The following is a 13,753-nucleotide window of genomic DNA, read 5'->3' as shown; positions in this document are numbered from 1 at the left end:
CCGTCGGCGAGATTGAAGCGAGCGCCGTGCAGGCATTGTAAAAAGGTTCCCCGCGCAAATACGGGCGCGATATCAAAGATAATGCGCCGCGCATGAGCGGCTGTCGACGGCACGCCGGGCGCGGCTTCCGGCGGGCTTTCAGGCGCTCGGGGAGGGCCTGCGCGGCGTACCATATCGGAACCCTGAAGCGCGGTATTCCGGATCGCGCATTGTGTGCGGCGCGCGCTTGGGCGATCCTCCCGCCGTGCGCGTCGGCCGGTGGCCCGCGCGTACCCCGAAGACGGCGAGCACGCCGGGTAACCGGGCCAGGGCGTTCGAACGGACGCAGGCACCGGAGCGTGCCGCGATTCAGCGTTCGAACGGCTGTGTGACCGCCTCCAGGACAGCCCCTGGGGGCAGACCGACGCGGAGAACGCATGAACCTCGAGCAGCACGCAGGCGCACGCGCGCCGAACACCTCCTCATCCCGCCCGAAAACCCTGCTGGTCAAGCACGCCGACGTGCTCGTGACCATGGACGACACGCGTCGCGAGCTGCGCGATGCCGGGCTCTATATCGAAGACAACCGGATCGTCGCGGTCGGCCCGACCGCCGAGCTGCCCGACACGGCCGACGAAGTGCTCGACCTGCGCGGCCACCTCGTGATCCCGGGGCTCGTGAACACGCACCACCACATGTACCAGAGCCTCACGCGCGCGGTGCCCGCGGCGCAGAACGCCGAGCTGTTCGGCTGGCTCACGAACCTGTACCGGATCTGGGCGCACCTGACGCCCGAGATGATCGAGGTGTCGACGCTGACCGCGATGGCCGAGCTGCTGCAGTCGGGCTGCACGACGTCGAGCGATCACCTGTACATCTACCCGAACGGCAGCCGGCTCGACGACAGCATCGGTGCTGCGCAGCGGATCGGCATGCGCTTTCACGCGAGCCGCGGCTCGATGAGCGTCGGCCAGCGCGACGGCGGGTTGCCGCCCGATTCGGTCGTCGAGCGCGAGCCCGACATCCTGCGCGACACGCAGCGCCTGATCGAGACCTATCACGACGAAGGCCGCTACGCGATGCTGCGCGTGGTGGTCGCGCCGTGCTCGCCGTTCTCGGTGAGCCGCGACCTGATGCGCGACGCGGCCGCGCTCGCGCGCGAGTACGGCGTGTCGCTGCACACGCACCTTGCGGAGAACGTCAACGACATCGCGTACAGCCGCGAGAAGTTCGGGATGACGCCGGCCGAATATGCGGAAGATCTCGGCTGGGTCGGCCACGACGTGTGGCATGCGCACTGCGTGCAGCTCGACGATGCGGGTATCGGCCTGTTCGCGCGCACCGGCACGGGCGTCGCGCACTGTCCGTGCTCGAACATGCGGCTCGCGTCGGGCATCGCGCCGGTGAAGAAGATGCGGCTCGCGGGCGTGCCGGTCGGTCTCGGCGTTGACGGCTCCGCGTCGAACGACGGCGCGCAGATGGTCGCCGAAGTACGTCAGGCGCTGCTGCTGCAGCGGGTCGGCTTCGGGCCCGATGCGATGACCGCGCGCGAAGCGCTCGAGATCGCGACGCTCGGCGGTGCGAAGGTGCTGAACCGCGACGACATCGGCGCGCTGAAGCCCGGCATGGCCGCCGATTTCGCCGCGTTCGACCTGCGCCAGCCGCTGTTCGCGGGTGCGCTGCACGATCCGGTGGCGGCGCTCGTCTTCTGCGCGCCGTCGCAGACGGCGTACACGGTGGTGAACGGGAAAGTGGTGGTGCGGGAAGGGCGGTTGGCGACGCTCGATCTGCCGCCCGTCATCGAGCGTCACAACGCGCTGGCGCACGCGCTCGTCGAGGCGTCGCGCTGAAGCAGGACTGAAGCCGTGCGGCGGCCGCCTTGCCGGGCGTGCCGCCGGCCGTCGTCGCGCCGCGAGGTTGTCGCGACGCGCCCCGCCGGCGCGGGCAGCGTGTGCCGTTACGGCTCGATCAGCGTGCGGGTGGCTTCGGCGACGAGGCTGCGCAGCCAGCGCACTTCGTCCGAGTAGTGGCAGCGTTCGTGCCACAGCTGGTAGTACTGCATCGGCGGGAAGTCGAGCGGCGCCGGCACGACCGACAGCGGCAGGAACTTCGCGTAGTGATCGGCGAACAGGCGCGTCGTCGTGAAGATCAGGTCGGACTTCACGAGCACGTACGGTGCGAGGTTGAAGTACGGCAGCGTGACGACCACGTGCCGCTTGAGGCGTTCGCGCGCGAGATGCACGTCGATCGCGCCGCGCTGGCCGACCGAGTACGGCGTCGGCGCGAGATGCGGCGCGTTCAGGTACTGGTCGAGCGTCAGCCCGCCGCGCTTCGCGAACGGGTGCGTGTTGCTCATCAGGCAGACGATTTCGTCGACGAACAGGTTCGACAGGTGCAGCTGCTCGGGCGGCTCGGGCCAGTTGCCGACGACGATGTCGAGCTTGCCGTCTTCCAGCGCGAGCTCGTAGTCGAACGCGGGGCCGAGCGAATGGAACTCGAGCGTCGCGTTCGGCGCGGCCTGGCGGAAGCGTTCGACGACGGTCGGCACGAACAGCACGTTCAGGTAGTCGGGGCAGCCGATCCGGTAGCAGCGGATCGACGTGGCCGGGTCGAAGTTGTGCTGCTGGAACTTGATGCGCTCGATTTCACGCAGCGCGTTCTGCACGGGCTCGAGCAGGCGCAGCCCGTATTCGGTCGGCACCATGCCGGATTTGCCGCGCACCAGCAGCGGATCGCCGGTGATGTCGCGCAGGCGCCGCAGCGCGGCGCTGATCGCCGGTTGCGACTGGTTCAGTTTGACGGCCGCGCGCGTGACGCTGCGCTCCATCAACAAGGTGTGCAAGACGCGCAAGAGGTACGTGTCGATCGCCTCGCGTTGCTGACTCATGATATCTCCGTTTTATATGGCTGGGCTGATCGAGGGGCAAGGGGGGTATATCGTTTTTAATATGAAGCCGGCCCAGCGTCAAGAGATGGATACCCGCAGACACCCGCCGGCCGGGCCACGACAAGGGGCCCGAGCGGGGTGGGAAGCGGGGAGCGCGGCGCCGCACGGATCCGTATTGCGCGGATCCGGATCGCGGCGCGGCGGGTGAGGCGGAGACGCGTCAGTCGTCGATGCGCATGCCGACCTTCAGCGTGACCTGCCAGTGCACGACCTGGTCGCCTTCGATGTGGCCGCGCGTTTCGGTCACCTGGAACCAGTGCAGGTTGTGCAGCGTCTTGCCGGCTTTCGAGATCGCGTTGCGGATCGCGTCGTCGCTCGATTGCTTCGACGAACCGGTCAGCTCGATCATCTTGTACACGTGGTCGCTCATGATGCGCTCCCTGGGATATCGGTCTGTATTGCCGGTGCAAGCCGCGGTCCCGAAGCGGTGCCGTGCGTGCCCGGCTTCTTGAGTGATAGGTATGATGGGCGGCAAGTGCAACCCATATTGGAGACGAGGAACATCGTGGAAGTCGGATTTTGCGGACCGGGATTGATGGGCGCGCCGATGATTCGGCATTTGCTGGCGGCCGGGCATCGCGTCAGCGTGTGGAATCGCTCGCGCGGCAAGGCCGAGGCGCTGGTCAAGGACGGCGCGCAGGTGGTCGGCACGCCGCGTGAGCTGGCCGAACGCGTCGAGACGGTATTCGTGTGCGTGCTCGACGGCCGTGCGGTTGGCGACGTCGTATTCGGCGAGCACGGGCTGCTTTCCGGCGATGCCGCCGCGCGCCGTCTGATGCGCATCGTCGATCATTCGAGCATTCCGCCCGCGGCGACGCGCGACTACGCGGCGCGCGCGGCTGCACTCGGCGTCGGCTGGGTCGATGCACCGGTGTCCGGCGGCGTGCCGGGCGCGCAGGCCGGCACGCTCGCGGTGATGGCCGGCGGTCGCGCGGCCGATCTCGACGCGGTGCGGCCGCTGATCGACACGTACGCGTCGCGCATCACGCACATGGGCGACGCGGGCGCGGGCCAGACGGCGAAGCTGTGCAACCAGGCGATCGTGACCGCGACGGTTACGGCCATCGCCGAGGCTGTCGGCCTCGCGCAGGCGAGCGGCATCGACGCGGCGCGTCTGGCCGAGGCGCTGGCCGGCGGCTGGGCCGACTCGGTGCTGCTGCAGACGTTCGTGCCGCGCATGACGTCGGGTGGTCATGCACCGATCGGCGCGCTCAGCACGTTCCAGAAGGATGTCGATGCGATTGCCGACGCCGCGCGCGACACGGGCGCGGTGATGCCCGTATCGGCCACGGTCCAGCAAGTGTTGCGGCTCGGCGCCGCGCAAGGGCTCGCCGGCGCCGATTTCGCGGCGTTCATCGACATCGTGCGGCCGGGCAACGGCCGTCAGCAGGCGTCGTGACGCACAAGCGGGGCACGTGAATGGCAGATGGGCCGCCCGGAGGCGGCCCATCGAATGGCAGGCGGATCAGCCGAGCGAGCGAGGTGTCGTGTCGCCGGCGTTCTGGCGGCCGAGGCCGCCGCGCAGGCTTGCCTTCGTGCCTGCACCAAACTCGGGCAGGATGCGCGCGCGCGCACGGCTTGCGAATACGAGGAAGCCGAAGCCGTTCGCTTCGTACCAGTAGCCGCCGTTCTCGAGACCGTCGAGCGGCTGCTCGAGTGCGTTGGCGATCGATTCGATGCAGCGCTTGCGCAGCTCGGCGATCGCCGGATAGGGCGGCTGGGCGCCGCGCACGCTGCACAGGAGCACGTCGAGACCGGGCAGCACATGCGCATACAGGACGGGTTCGTCCTGCGCACGGGCGCGGGCAATCTTGGTGTCGAGTTGAGCAAACGGTTTCGAGTGGCGCAAGACCGCGAGGAATGACTCCTGGCCATCTTGCTGCGCACGCCGACGTTTTTTCGGGAAGGACATAAACACTCGCCTCAAAAACAATTGCAAGAAATGCGGCACTTTCATGCGACCCACTCCCGGCTATGTACGCCGCATGTCGATCCTTTATAGCACACGAAAATGCTGCATTCGTGCAGTACGACGATCAATGTCTCCCGTCGACCTGCTCGCCTTGATCGACACAGCCAGCGTCTTGGCGCCCGTACTGTCGTTTAGTCTCCATCATAGACCTGCTTTTCCCGCGCGTGCATTCGCCCGTCACAAAAAAGTGAGATGGGCCGCTTGCGGCGGCGCATCGCGCGCGCAATAAAAAGGCCCGCACGCGGCGGGCCTGGCGGGCGGAGCGCGCGGCGATCAGCGCTGCTTCAGCGAATCGCGGATCTCGCGCAGCAGCACGGTGTCTTCCGGCGTCGCGGCCGGCGCGGCTTCGTCCGGCTTGCGCAGCTTGTTGATGAATTTCACCATCAGGAAAATGATGAACGCGAGGATGACGAAATTGATCGCCACGGTGATGAACGAGCCGTAACCGAATGCGGCGACGCCCGCGGCCTGCAGGTCCTTGAACGAATCGGGATTACCCTTGAACGTCGGGGGGATGGTGCCGAGCAGAACGAACTTGTTCGAGAAATCCAGACCGCCGGTCAGCACACCGATGACCGGCATGATGAGATCTTTCACGACCGAATCGACGATCTTCGAGAACGCGCCGCCGATGATCACGCCGACGGCGAGATCCATCACGTTGCCCTTGACGGCGAACTCCTTGAATTCCTTGATGATGCTCATGAGCGGCTTTCTCCTGGTTGGGGCGAGGGGAAGCGTGCCGCGACGCGCGGGATTGCATTGCGTCGAATGAGGGTCGGTGGCACGCCGATGGCCGCATGATAGCGAACGCTCCCCATTGCCGGTAGTCCATCTTGAAATGATTGACAAATCCGCGCGTCGGCGCGGCCGGCCAGGCAGGGGAGCGTGGCGTGCGTGGCAGCGCGTGGCGACGCGCCGGGCAGGGTCAGGTGTTGTCGTCGGTCCAGCCGTCGTCGTTGCTGCCGAGGTCCATGCCGCCGCCGCCTCCGCCGTTGCCGTCGCTCCAGTTCGACGCGTCGCCGCGGCCGAGGTCGAAGCCCGGGTCGGCTTCCTGCCGGCGGCGCTCGCCGTCGACGATCACGTCGCGCTCGACCACGCGCTCGCGGCCGCCCGACATCGCCTCGCCGAGCAGCACGCCGGTCAGCAGCCCGCCCATCCCGCCGCCGAAACCGCCGCCTTGCTGGATCACGACGGGCGGCTGCTGTTGCGGATAGGGTTGTGGCGGGTAGGGCTGGCCCTGCGCGCCCGTCATGCGATCGGCTTCCTGTGCGTACGCGGAGCCGCTGCCGTTCGCCGGCGCTGCGGGTTGCGCGGCCGGGTCGGGGCGGCCCTCGACACGGGCCTTCACGCTCGCATGGCGCTGTTCGAGCTCGTCGACGCGATACGGCGGCACCGGATTCTTGCCGTTCGACAGCGCCTCGACGAGCGTGCGCGCGTCGGTCTCGACCGCCTCGATTTCGCCCAGCAGCGCCGCGGCGCCGGGCGCCGTCGACAGCTTCGCGTCGAGTTTCAGCGGACGGATGTCGTTCAGCACGTCGGTCGCGCGCTTGAGCTGCGTGCGGCGTTCGTCGTCGGCGCGGCCGTCGTCGGCCGTGCGTGCGCGCCGCAGCGTCCAGCGCAGCACCAGCGCGACGATCGCGACGATCAGCCCGAGGCCGATCCACATGCCGGTCGACGGACCGTGTTTTTCAGCCGGTACGGCGGGCGCGAGCGACGATTGCAGCGTGCCGGCCTGCGTGGCGGACGGCGCGTTGCCGCTCACGCGCGCGGCGTCGGCGCGAATGCGCGACTCGGTCTGCGCGAAGTGCGACGCGTCGGTGAAGCGCAGTTGCGGATCGAGCGTTTTCGCCTGCTGCAGTTGCGCGAGCGCGTCGGACGCGCGGCCTTCACGGTCCAGCACCTGCGCATACAGGTAGCGCGCATGCGCGTTGTTCGGATGGGCGTCGATGACTTGCGACAACTGCGTGTCGGCTTGCTGCCAGTTGCGCTGCGCGATCGATTGCTCGACCTGCTGCAACGACGGCACCGCAAACGCGGCGGACGACAGCACCATCAGCGAGAGGCCGAGTGCGGCGAGAGATTTCTTCATGGTCGAACCGGGCACCGGGGCCCGTCTCCTGACGATCGGTTCGCGCCGCGCGCCCGGGCGCGGCGCGGTTGCCCGCAGTGGCCGTTACTGCGCGGGCGTATCGAGCTGCTTCTTCAGCGCGGCGAGGCGATCCTCGACCGAGGGGCCCTTGTTCAGCGCGGCGAGCTTGTCGTCGAGCGCCTTGCCGCTCGACGTGTCGGCCGAATTCAGGCGGGCGTCCGAGCGGGCGTTCTGCAGCGCGACCTTGTCCTCGAGCTTCTGGAAATCCTCGGACAGGTTCTTGCCGCCGATGCCGCCCAGCGCGCTCGCTGCGACATCCTTCGCCTGCGCGATTTCCTGCTTGGCCTGCAGGATGTTCGAGCGCGCATTCAGGTCGTTGCGGCGCTGGCGCATGTCGGCGATCTGCCCCTTCAGCTTGTCGACCGACGGCTCGAGCGTCGTCAGCTCGGCCGCGAGCGCATCGCGCTCGGCTTCCGCGTTCGACTGCGCGGCGAGGGCCTCGCGGGCGAGCGCTTCGTCGCCGGACTGCAGCGCGCGCTTCGCGCCGTCCTCGTACTTCTTCACCTTGTCGTCGGCCGCATCGCGCTTGCTGCGCTGGGTCGCGACCTGTGCCTCGATCTCGATCAGCGAATTCTCGGCACGGCCGATGCTGTCGTCGAGCTCCCGCACGATCTGCCGTGCGTCGCGCGACGGATCCTGTACCGAATCGGCCGCATCGTTCAGCAGGCCTTTGATCGTGCGCGAAACAGAGTCGAAAAGCGACATGAAATCCTCCGTGGTTGATAGGCGCCGCGTGACCGCGGCAGTGCCCGCTGCGGGCCGGTTCCGACCCGCGTGAGCCGGTGAATATTAGACCACCGGCTCACTTAAATACGGCTTAAACGCGAGAGTTCAAGCGGCGCGTGTATCGGGATGCCGAACCTTTCGCAATTGAAAGAAAGAATCGGTAACGCGCGATATTGCGTGTCCATCATAGGCCGAGGATGCCGACAATACGTTCCGCAAATCACGGCATTGCGGGAATTTTTACAAAAAATCGCGAAGGCACCCGGTCGATTTCATTAAAATGCGCTGTCACGTCGCGGGAACGGATCGCCGCGCGGCGGGGTCTGTCGACGTGACAGCCGCATCTCGATGCACTCAATCTGATTCATCCGCTTGCATTTCCGCATGCGTCCGAGGGCGCCACGTACGCCCGCCATTCCGACATGCCAATTATCAAACGACCGCCTTCTTCTTCCGACAGGAACGAACCCCACTACACGCTGCGCCGTTCGCCGTCCGGAGCCTATTACCCCGATGACGACGATCGCGACGACGACCGCCGCGCGCAGCAGCGCAGCGGCGGCGGCGGAGGCCGCCGTCGCACGTTCGGCTCGCGCGTCGCGCTGTGGTTCGCCGGCCTGTTCGTGACGCTGGCGATCGTCGGCGCGCTGATCGTCGGCTATGCGCTGGTCGTGATGGCGCCGCAGCTGCCGTCGCTCGATGCGCTGACCAACTACCAGCCGAAGGTGCCGCTGCGCGTGTTCACGGCCGATCACGTGCTGATCGGCGAATTCGGCGAGGAGCGCCGCAGCCTCGTGCGCTTCCAGGACATTCCCGACGTGATGAAGAAGGCCGTGCTCGCGATCGAGGACTACCGCTTCTACGAACACGGCGGCGTCGACTTCGTCGGCATCCTGCGGGCGGGTGTGGCCGACCTGATGCACGGCGGCGCGCGCCAGGGTGCGAGCACGATCACGATGCAGGTTGCGCGCAACTTCTTCCTGTCGAGCGAAAAGACCTACACGCGCAAGATTTACGAAATGCTGCTCGCGTACAAGATCGAGAAGGCCCTGACGAAGGACCAGATTCTCGAGCTGTACATGAACCAGATTTATCTCGGCCAGCGTTCGTACGGTTTTGCGGCCGCTGCACGCGTGTATTTCGGCAAGGACCTGAAGGACATCACGCTCGCGGAAGCGGCGATGCTCGCGGGGCTGCCGAAGGCGCCGTCCGCGTATAACCCGGTCGTCAATCCGAAGCGCGCGAAGGTGCGTCAGGAATACATCCTGAAGCGCATGCTCGAGGTCGGCTACATCACGCAGCCGCAGTACGACGAAGCGATCAAGGAAGAGATCCACGTGCGCACGCCGGGTAACCAGTACGCGGTGCACGGCGAATATGTCGCCGAGATGGTGCGGCAGATGATGTATCAGCAGTACAAGGACGAAACCTATACGCGCGGGCTGACCGTCACGACGACGATCAACTCGGCCGATCAGGAGGCCGCGTACCAGGCCGTGCGTCGCGGCATTCTCGACTACGAGCGCCGCCACGGTTATCGCGGTCCGGAAGCATCGATCAACCTGCCTGCGGCCGGCGACGAGCGCGACGAGGCGATCGACGACGCGCTCGCCGATCACCCGGACAACGGCGACCTGCAGTCGGCGGTCGTGCTGTCGGCGTCGCCGAACGCGGTCGAGGTGCAGTTCGTCGGTGGTGCGACCACGACGATCGGGCCGGCCGGGCTGCGCTTCGTGTCGGCTGCATTGGGGCCGCGCGCGAACAACGCGCTGCGCATCAAGCCGGGCTCGGTCGTGCGCGTGCTGAAGGACGGCAAGACGGGCTGGCAGGTCGTGCAGCTGCCGCAGGTCGAAGGCGCGCTCGTCGCGATTGCCCCGCAGGACGGCGCGATCCGCTCGCTCGTCGGCGGTTTCGACTTCAACAAGAGCAAGTTCAACCACGTGACGCAGGCGTGGCGGCAGCCGGGCTCGTCGTTCAAGCCGTTCATCTACTCGGCGTCGCTCGACAAGGGCATGGGGCCGGCGACGATGATCAACGACGCGCCGCTGTACTTCCCGCCGAGCGTACCGGGCGGCACCGCGTGGGAGCCGAAGGACGACGACCAGCCGGACGGCCCGATGACGATGCGCACCGGCCTGCAGCGTTCGAAGAACCTCGTGTCGATCCGGATCCTCGCATCGATCGGCACGCAGTATGCGCAGCAGTACGTAACGCAGCGCTTCGGCTTCGATCCCGCGAAGACGCCGCCGTACCTGCCGATGGCGCTCGGCGCGGGCCTCGTGACGCCGCTGCAGCTCGCGACCGGCTATGCGGTGTTCGCGAACGGCGGCTACAAGGTCGATCCGTACCTGATCGCCGAAGTCGACGACGCGCGCGGCCAGGCACTGCAGAAGTCTCAGCCGGTGATCGCGGGCGGCACGGCGCCGCGCACGATCGAAGGCCGCAACGCGTACGTGATGAACAGCCTGCTGCACTCGGTCGCGACGGCCGGCACGGGCGCGGGTACCAACGCACTGGGCCGTAGCGACCTGCAAGGCAAGACGGGTACGACGAACGACGCGAAAGACGGCTGGTTCGCCGGTTACCAGCAGTCGCTCGTCGCGGTCGCGTGGATGGGCTTCGACCAGCCGAAGAGTCTCGGCAGCCGTGAATTCGGCGCGCAGCTCGCGTTGCCGATCTGGGTGAACTACATGCGCACCGCGCTGAACGGCGTGCCCGAGCAGCAGATGCCGATGCCGGACGGCCTGACCTCGATCGACGGCGAGCTGTACTACGCCGATCGCACGCCGGGCAACGGCTTCGTCGCGAACGTCGACATCAACCCGGCCGAGAACGCGATCAGCGCGAACGACGCGCTGGGTTCGGCCGGCGCGGCAGGGCTTGCGCCGCCGCCTGTCACGCCGCAGGAGAAGCAGCAGATCATGGACATGTTCGAGAGCAAGTAAGCGGTACGCTGTTCTTCAGACATGAGACGGGCGCCTTCGGGCGCCCGTTTTTTTGCGCGAATGGCCGGCAGCGGGAGAAGGGGCGTCAGAACGATGCGCAGGCCGGCACGACCGTGATGCCGACCGATTGCTGGTGGAAGCGCTGCAGGTACGCTTGCCGGATCGCGGCGAGCCGCGTACGCGTGTCGGGCGTATCGTCGGCGATGATCCGGATCACGAAGCTGTCTTCGCGCGTGACGCCGCCGGTCGTGCGGTCGCGCCACTGGCCGTGCGTGTCCCAGTAGGTGAGGCCGTCGGGAAAGCGTGGCGTGACGGTGTCGGCGAGAAACGCCGCGCGTTCCGCATCGGTGACGGGGCCGCGCCCCGTGATGTCGCGCCCGAACAGCAGGTCGGCCTGGAGCATGCGGCTTTCGCCCGGTTGCGTGCAGGACGCCGGTTGCGCGTTGGCGACGGGCGAGGGCGCCGTCGCGCAACCGGCGAGCAGCGTGAGCGCCACCGCGCATGCGACCAACGGCCGCATCTGCCCATTTCGTGACGATTGACCTTCGCGCGCGCAAAACGCTGCGCGCTCAACCACTTGCGTGCTTGTCCGGCGGGTTATCAACAGGGCTGTCAACATAATCTGGGGATAACCCTAGGTTGGCCTGCGTGTGCCCGATGTGGGGTCAGTGCTGCAGTTTTGCGTGCGCGAGATGCATGCCGAGCGTGCCGGGGTCGGTGTTCGTGCCCGACAGCAGCACGCCGACGCGCTTGCCCTGCAGCGTTTCGCGCAGCGGGCCGAGGAGTGCTGCGAGCGCGGCCGCGCAGGCCGGCTCGACCGACAGCTTCAGGTGCGTGAACAGGAACAGCATCGCGGCGCGCAGCGCGTCGTCGGATACGGTGACGATGCGGTCGACGTGACGCCGGCACAGCTGGTAGCTGTATTCCTCGGTATGCGGCGCCATCAGCGAATCGGCGATCGTCTGCATCGCGCTCATCTTGATCGTGTGGTTGGCCGCAAAGCTGCGGCTCATTGCGTCGGCGCCTTCCGGCTCGACGCCGTACACGTGCACGCGCGGATTCGCGAGCCGCAGCGCGGTCGCCATGCCGGCCGCGAGCCCGCCGCCGCCGATCGGCACGATCACCGCGTCGAGGTCGGGCGTCTGCGTCGCCCACTCGTAGCCGAGCGTCGCGGTGCCGAGGATCGTGTGATAGCCGTTGAACGGATGGATGAAGAAGCGGCCTTCCTCGGCCTCGATGCGCCGCACGAGATCGAACGCCTGCGACGCGCTGCCCGCGAGCACCACTTCCGCGCGGTATTGCTTGCATTGCGCGATGCGCGCCGGGCTCGCGGTATGGAACATCACGACCTTCGCGCTGCTGCCGAGCCGCATGGCCGCATACGCGACGGCCGCCGCGTGATTGCCGGCCGACACGCAGGTCACGCCCGCGTTCTTGCGCGCCTCGTCGAGCGCGAGCAGGTGCGTGAACGCGCCGCGCGCCTTGAAGCTGCCGCTCGCCTGCAGCAGCTCGAACTTGAAGTTGACGTGCGTGCCCTCGAGGGACGGCAGGTCGGCGCGCTCGAACACGGGCGTGCGCGCGACCCACGGCGACAAAGCGAAATGCTGCGCGGCGATTTCGTCGAGCGTCGGAATCGGCTCGCCGTCGATCGTCGTATGGGCCGTGCCCTGTTGTTCAGTCGACATGACGTGGCGGGTGGCGGAGTGGGTCGGCCCGCACACGCGAGCCGGCGTGGCGGGAGGCAGTCAGTGCGCGTCGACCGACATGCTGCGGATGAACTTGCGCAGGAACTGCTCGCAGCCGGCGAGCTGCGCGAGCTCGACATACTCGTTCGGCTTGTGCGCCTGCTCGATGTTGCCGGGCCCGCACACGACGCTCGGGATGCCCGCGCGTTCGAACAGGCCGGCCTCGGTGCCGTACGCGACCTTGCGCTTGTCCTGGTCGGCCGTCAGCGCGCGCACGAGCTGCGTGATCGCGGCCTGTTCGGTCGCGTCGAGGCCCGGCGCCGCGGCGATCTTCGAGAATTCGATCGCGGCGTTCGGATGCTCGCGCAGCATCTGCGGCAACAGCGTTTCCCGCGCATACGCTTCGATGCGCGTGAAGATCTGCTCGGGATCGAGCGTCGGCAGGTTGCGGAATTCGAAGTCGAAGCGGCACTCGGCCGGTACCGTGTTGATCGCGTTGCCGCCCTGGATCGTGCTCGTCTGCGCGGTCGTGAACGGCACGTCGTACAGTGCGTCGAACGGGCCTTCGGCGCGGAAGCGGTCGGCGATGTCGCGAATATGGCAGATGAGGCGCGCCGCATACTCGATCGCGTTGAGCCCCTTCGGCGTCAGCGACGAATGCGCCGCGTGGCCGCGTACGCAGCAGCGGTACGCGTTGATGCCCTTGTGCGCGATGATCGGCCGCATGCTGGTCGGTTCGCCGACGATGCAGCCGGACGGCTGCACGCCGCGCTTCACGAGGTCGGCGATCATCAGCGGCGCGCCCGCACAGCCGATTTCCTCGTCGTAGGACAGTGCGAAATGGATCGGCTGCGCGAGCCTGGTTGCCTGCATCTCGGGCAGCAGCGCGAGGGCCGTGCCGATGAAGCCCTTCATGTCGCAGGTGCCGCGGCCGTACAGGCGGCCGTCGCGGATTTCCGGCGCGAACGGGTTGCTGTCCCATTGCTGGCCGTCGACCGGCACGACGTCGGTATGCCCCGACAGCACGATGCCGCCGTTGGTCGAGCCGTCGTGCGCGGGCACGGTCGCGAACAGGTTCGCCCAGCCTTCGCGCGGATCGTGCGTGATCGTCGACGCGATCCCTTTCGCGGCGAGTGCGTCGCGCACCGTTTCGATCAGGCCGAGGTTCGGCACGCGGCTCGTCGTGTCCATCGACACCAGTTGCTTGACCCACGGCAGGCTGACAAGGGATGCATCGCCCTGGGTTGCGGCGGACGGCGCCGTCGCGTCGAGAGTGGACATGGCAAAACTCCGTCTGATGAATGGGAAAATCATACTCAAAAACGCGCCGGCCCGCCTGCGTCGGGC

At 67.4% G+C, this 13,753-nt stretch carries 12 protein-coding genes; 3 read left to right on the top strand and 9 right to left on the bottom strand.

The genetic code is table 11. The annotated features are described in order from the left end of the window. Window positions 1-416 precede the first annotated feature (416 nt). On the top strand, window positions 417-1,829 hold the full coding sequence (locus tag OHZ10_RS10455) for an 8-oxoguanine deaminase (protein ID WP_342702356.1): 1,413 nt from the start codon (window positions 417-419) through the stop codon (window positions 1,827-1,829). A gap of 107 nt (window positions 1,830-1,936) precedes the next feature. Here OHZ10_RS10455 and OHZ10_RS10450 read toward each other — a convergent pair whose 3' ends face one another. After that, complete coding sequence (locus OHZ10_RS10450) at window positions 1,937-2,866, bottom strand: LysR substrate-binding domain-containing protein (RefSeq protein WP_006490213.1); 930 nt, start codon at window positions 2,864-2,866, stop codon at window positions 1,937-1,939. A 220-nt stretch (window positions 2,867-3,086) separates the two neighbouring features. After that, on the bottom strand, window positions 3,087-3,296 hold the full coding sequence (locus OHZ10_RS10445) for a dodecin (protein ID WP_011352399.1): 210 nt from the start codon (window positions 3,294-3,296) through the stop codon (window positions 3,087-3,089). 135 nt (window positions 3,297-3,431) lie between these two features. On the opposite strand from OHZ10_RS10445, the gene OHZ10_RS10440 reads away from it, so the two are divergent. Then, window positions 3,432-4,325, top strand: coding sequence for an NAD(P)-dependent oxidoreductase (locus OHZ10_RS10440; RefSeq protein WP_342702352.1), 894 nt, complete (start codon window positions 3,432-3,434; stop codon window positions 4,323-4,325). 66 nt (window positions 4,326-4,391) lie between these two features. Here OHZ10_RS10440 and OHZ10_RS10435 read toward each other — a convergent pair whose 3' ends face one another. The 4 genes from OHZ10_RS10435 to OHZ10_RS10420 all read right to left on the bottom strand — a co-directional run bounded on the left by OHZ10_RS10435 (window position 4,392) and on the right by OHZ10_RS10420 (window position 7,755). Next, window positions 4,392-4,838: a hypothetical protein gene (locus tag OHZ10_RS10435; RefSeq protein ID WP_027784713.1), complete on the bottom strand. Its 447-nt coding sequence runs from the start codon at window positions 4,836-4,838 to the stop codon at window positions 4,392-4,394. Between the two features lie 333 nt (window positions 4,839-5,171). Beyond that, window positions 5,172-5,603: a large conductance mechanosensitive channel protein MscL gene (gene mscL / locus OHZ10_RS10430; RefSeq protein ID WP_059233903.1), complete on the bottom strand. Its 432-nt coding sequence runs from the start codon at window positions 5,601-5,603 to the stop codon at window positions 5,172-5,174. A 223-nt stretch (window positions 5,604-5,826) separates the two neighbouring features. Further along, window positions 5,827-6,990 (bottom strand): tetratricopeptide repeat protein, encoded by a 1,164-nt coding sequence (locus tag OHZ10_RS10425; RefSeq protein WP_256085007.1) that lies wholly within the window; start codon window positions 6,988-6,990, stop codon window positions 5,827-5,829. A gap of 84 nt (window positions 6,991-7,074) precedes the next feature. Beyond that, window positions 7,075-7,755, bottom strand: a complete 681-nt coding sequence (locus OHZ10_RS10420; RefSeq protein WP_059233905.1) for a PspA/IM30 family protein — start codon at window positions 7,753-7,755, stop codon at window positions 7,075-7,077. 443 nt (window positions 7,756-8,198) lie between these two features. Here OHZ10_RS10420 and OHZ10_RS10415 point away from each other — a divergent pair, with 443 nt between their 5' ends. Beyond that, window positions 8,199-10,721, top strand: coding sequence for a penicillin-binding protein 1A (locus OHZ10_RS10415; protein ID WP_059233906.1), 2,523 nt, complete (start codon window positions 8,199-8,201; stop codon window positions 10,719-10,721). A gap of 85 nt (window positions 10,722-10,806) precedes the next feature. On the opposite strand, the gene OHZ10_RS10410 is transcribed toward OHZ10_RS10415, so the two are convergent. The 3 genes from OHZ10_RS10410 to argE all read right to left on the bottom strand — a co-directional run bounded on the left by OHZ10_RS10410 (window position 10,807) and on the right by argE (window position 13,687). Further along, window positions 10,807-11,241: a DUF3574 domain-containing protein gene (locus OHZ10_RS10410; protein WP_174993014.1), complete on the bottom strand. Its 435-nt coding sequence runs from the start codon at window positions 11,239-11,241 to the stop codon at window positions 10,807-10,809. A gap of 145 nt (window positions 11,242-11,386) precedes the next feature. Continuing rightward, on the bottom strand, window positions 11,387-12,406 hold the full coding sequence (locus OHZ10_RS10405) for a threonine/serine dehydratase (protein ID WP_174993013.1): 1,020 nt from the start codon (window positions 12,404-12,406) through the stop codon (window positions 11,387-11,389). Window positions 12,407-12,466: 60 nt separating this feature from the next. Next, window positions 12,467-13,687, bottom strand: a complete 1,221-nt coding sequence (gene argE / locus OHZ10_RS10400) for an acetylornithine deacetylase (protein WP_059233909.1) — start codon at window positions 13,685-13,687, stop codon at window positions 12,467-12,469. Window positions 13,688-13,753 lie beyond the last annotated feature (66 nt).

Origin of the sequence: Burkholderia arboris, from assembly GCF_038723655.1 — a bacterium.
In the GTDB taxonomy this organism is placed as follows: Bacteria; Pseudomonadota; Gammaproteobacteria; order Burkholderiales; family Burkholderiaceae; genus Burkholderia; species Burkholderia arboris.
The sequence above is the reverse complement of the archived record's forward strand: the minus strand, read 5'-3'. Positions and strand labels throughout refer to the sequence as shown.

What these genes read in the sequence shown, in the direction of transcription:
- OHZ10_RS10450 (WP_006490213.1), bottom strand. Translation starts at nt 2,866, where the DNA reads ATGAGTCAGCAACGCGAGGCGATCGACACGTACCTCTTGCGCGTCTTG.
- OHZ10_RS10455 (WP_342702356.1), top strand. Translation starts at nt 417, where the DNA reads ATGAACCTCGAGCAGCACGCAGGCGCACGCGCGCCGAACACCTCCTCA.
- OHZ10_RS10420 (WP_059233905.1), bottom strand. Translation starts at nt 7,755, where the DNA reads ATGTCGCTTTTCGACTCTGTTTCGCGCACGATCAAAGGCCTGCTGAAC.
- OHZ10_RS10410 (WP_174993014.1), bottom strand. Translation starts at nt 11,241, where the DNA reads ATGCGGCCGTTGGTCGCATGCGCGGTGGCGCTCACGCTGCTCGCCGGT.
- OHZ10_RS10445 (WP_011352399.1), bottom strand. Translation starts at nt 3,296, where the DNA reads ATGAGCGACCACGTGTACAAGATGATCGAGCTGACCGGTTCGTCGAAG.
- mscL (WP_059233903.1), bottom strand. Translation starts at nt 5,603, where the DNA reads ATGAGCATCATCAAGGAATTCAAGGAGTTCGCCGTCAAGGGCAACGTG.
- argE (WP_059233909.1), bottom strand. Translation starts at nt 13,687, where the DNA reads ATGTCCACTCTCGACGCGACGGCGCCGTCCGCCGCAACCCAGGGCGAT.
- OHZ10_RS10405 (WP_174993013.1), bottom strand. Translation starts at nt 12,406, where the DNA reads ATGTCGACTGAACAACAGGGCACGGCCCATACGACGATCGACGGCGAG.
- OHZ10_RS10435 (WP_027784713.1), bottom strand. Translation starts at nt 4,838, where the DNA reads ATGTCCTTCCCGAAAAAACGTCGGCGTGCGCAGCAAGATGGCCAGGAG.
- OHZ10_RS10415 (WP_059233906.1), top strand. Translation starts at nt 8,199, where the DNA reads ATGCCAATTATCAAACGACCGCCTTCTTCTTCCGACAGGAACGAACCC.
- OHZ10_RS10425 (WP_256085007.1), bottom strand. Translation starts at nt 6,990, where the DNA reads ATGAAGAAATCTCTCGCCGCACTCGGCCTCTCGCTGATGGTGCTGTCG.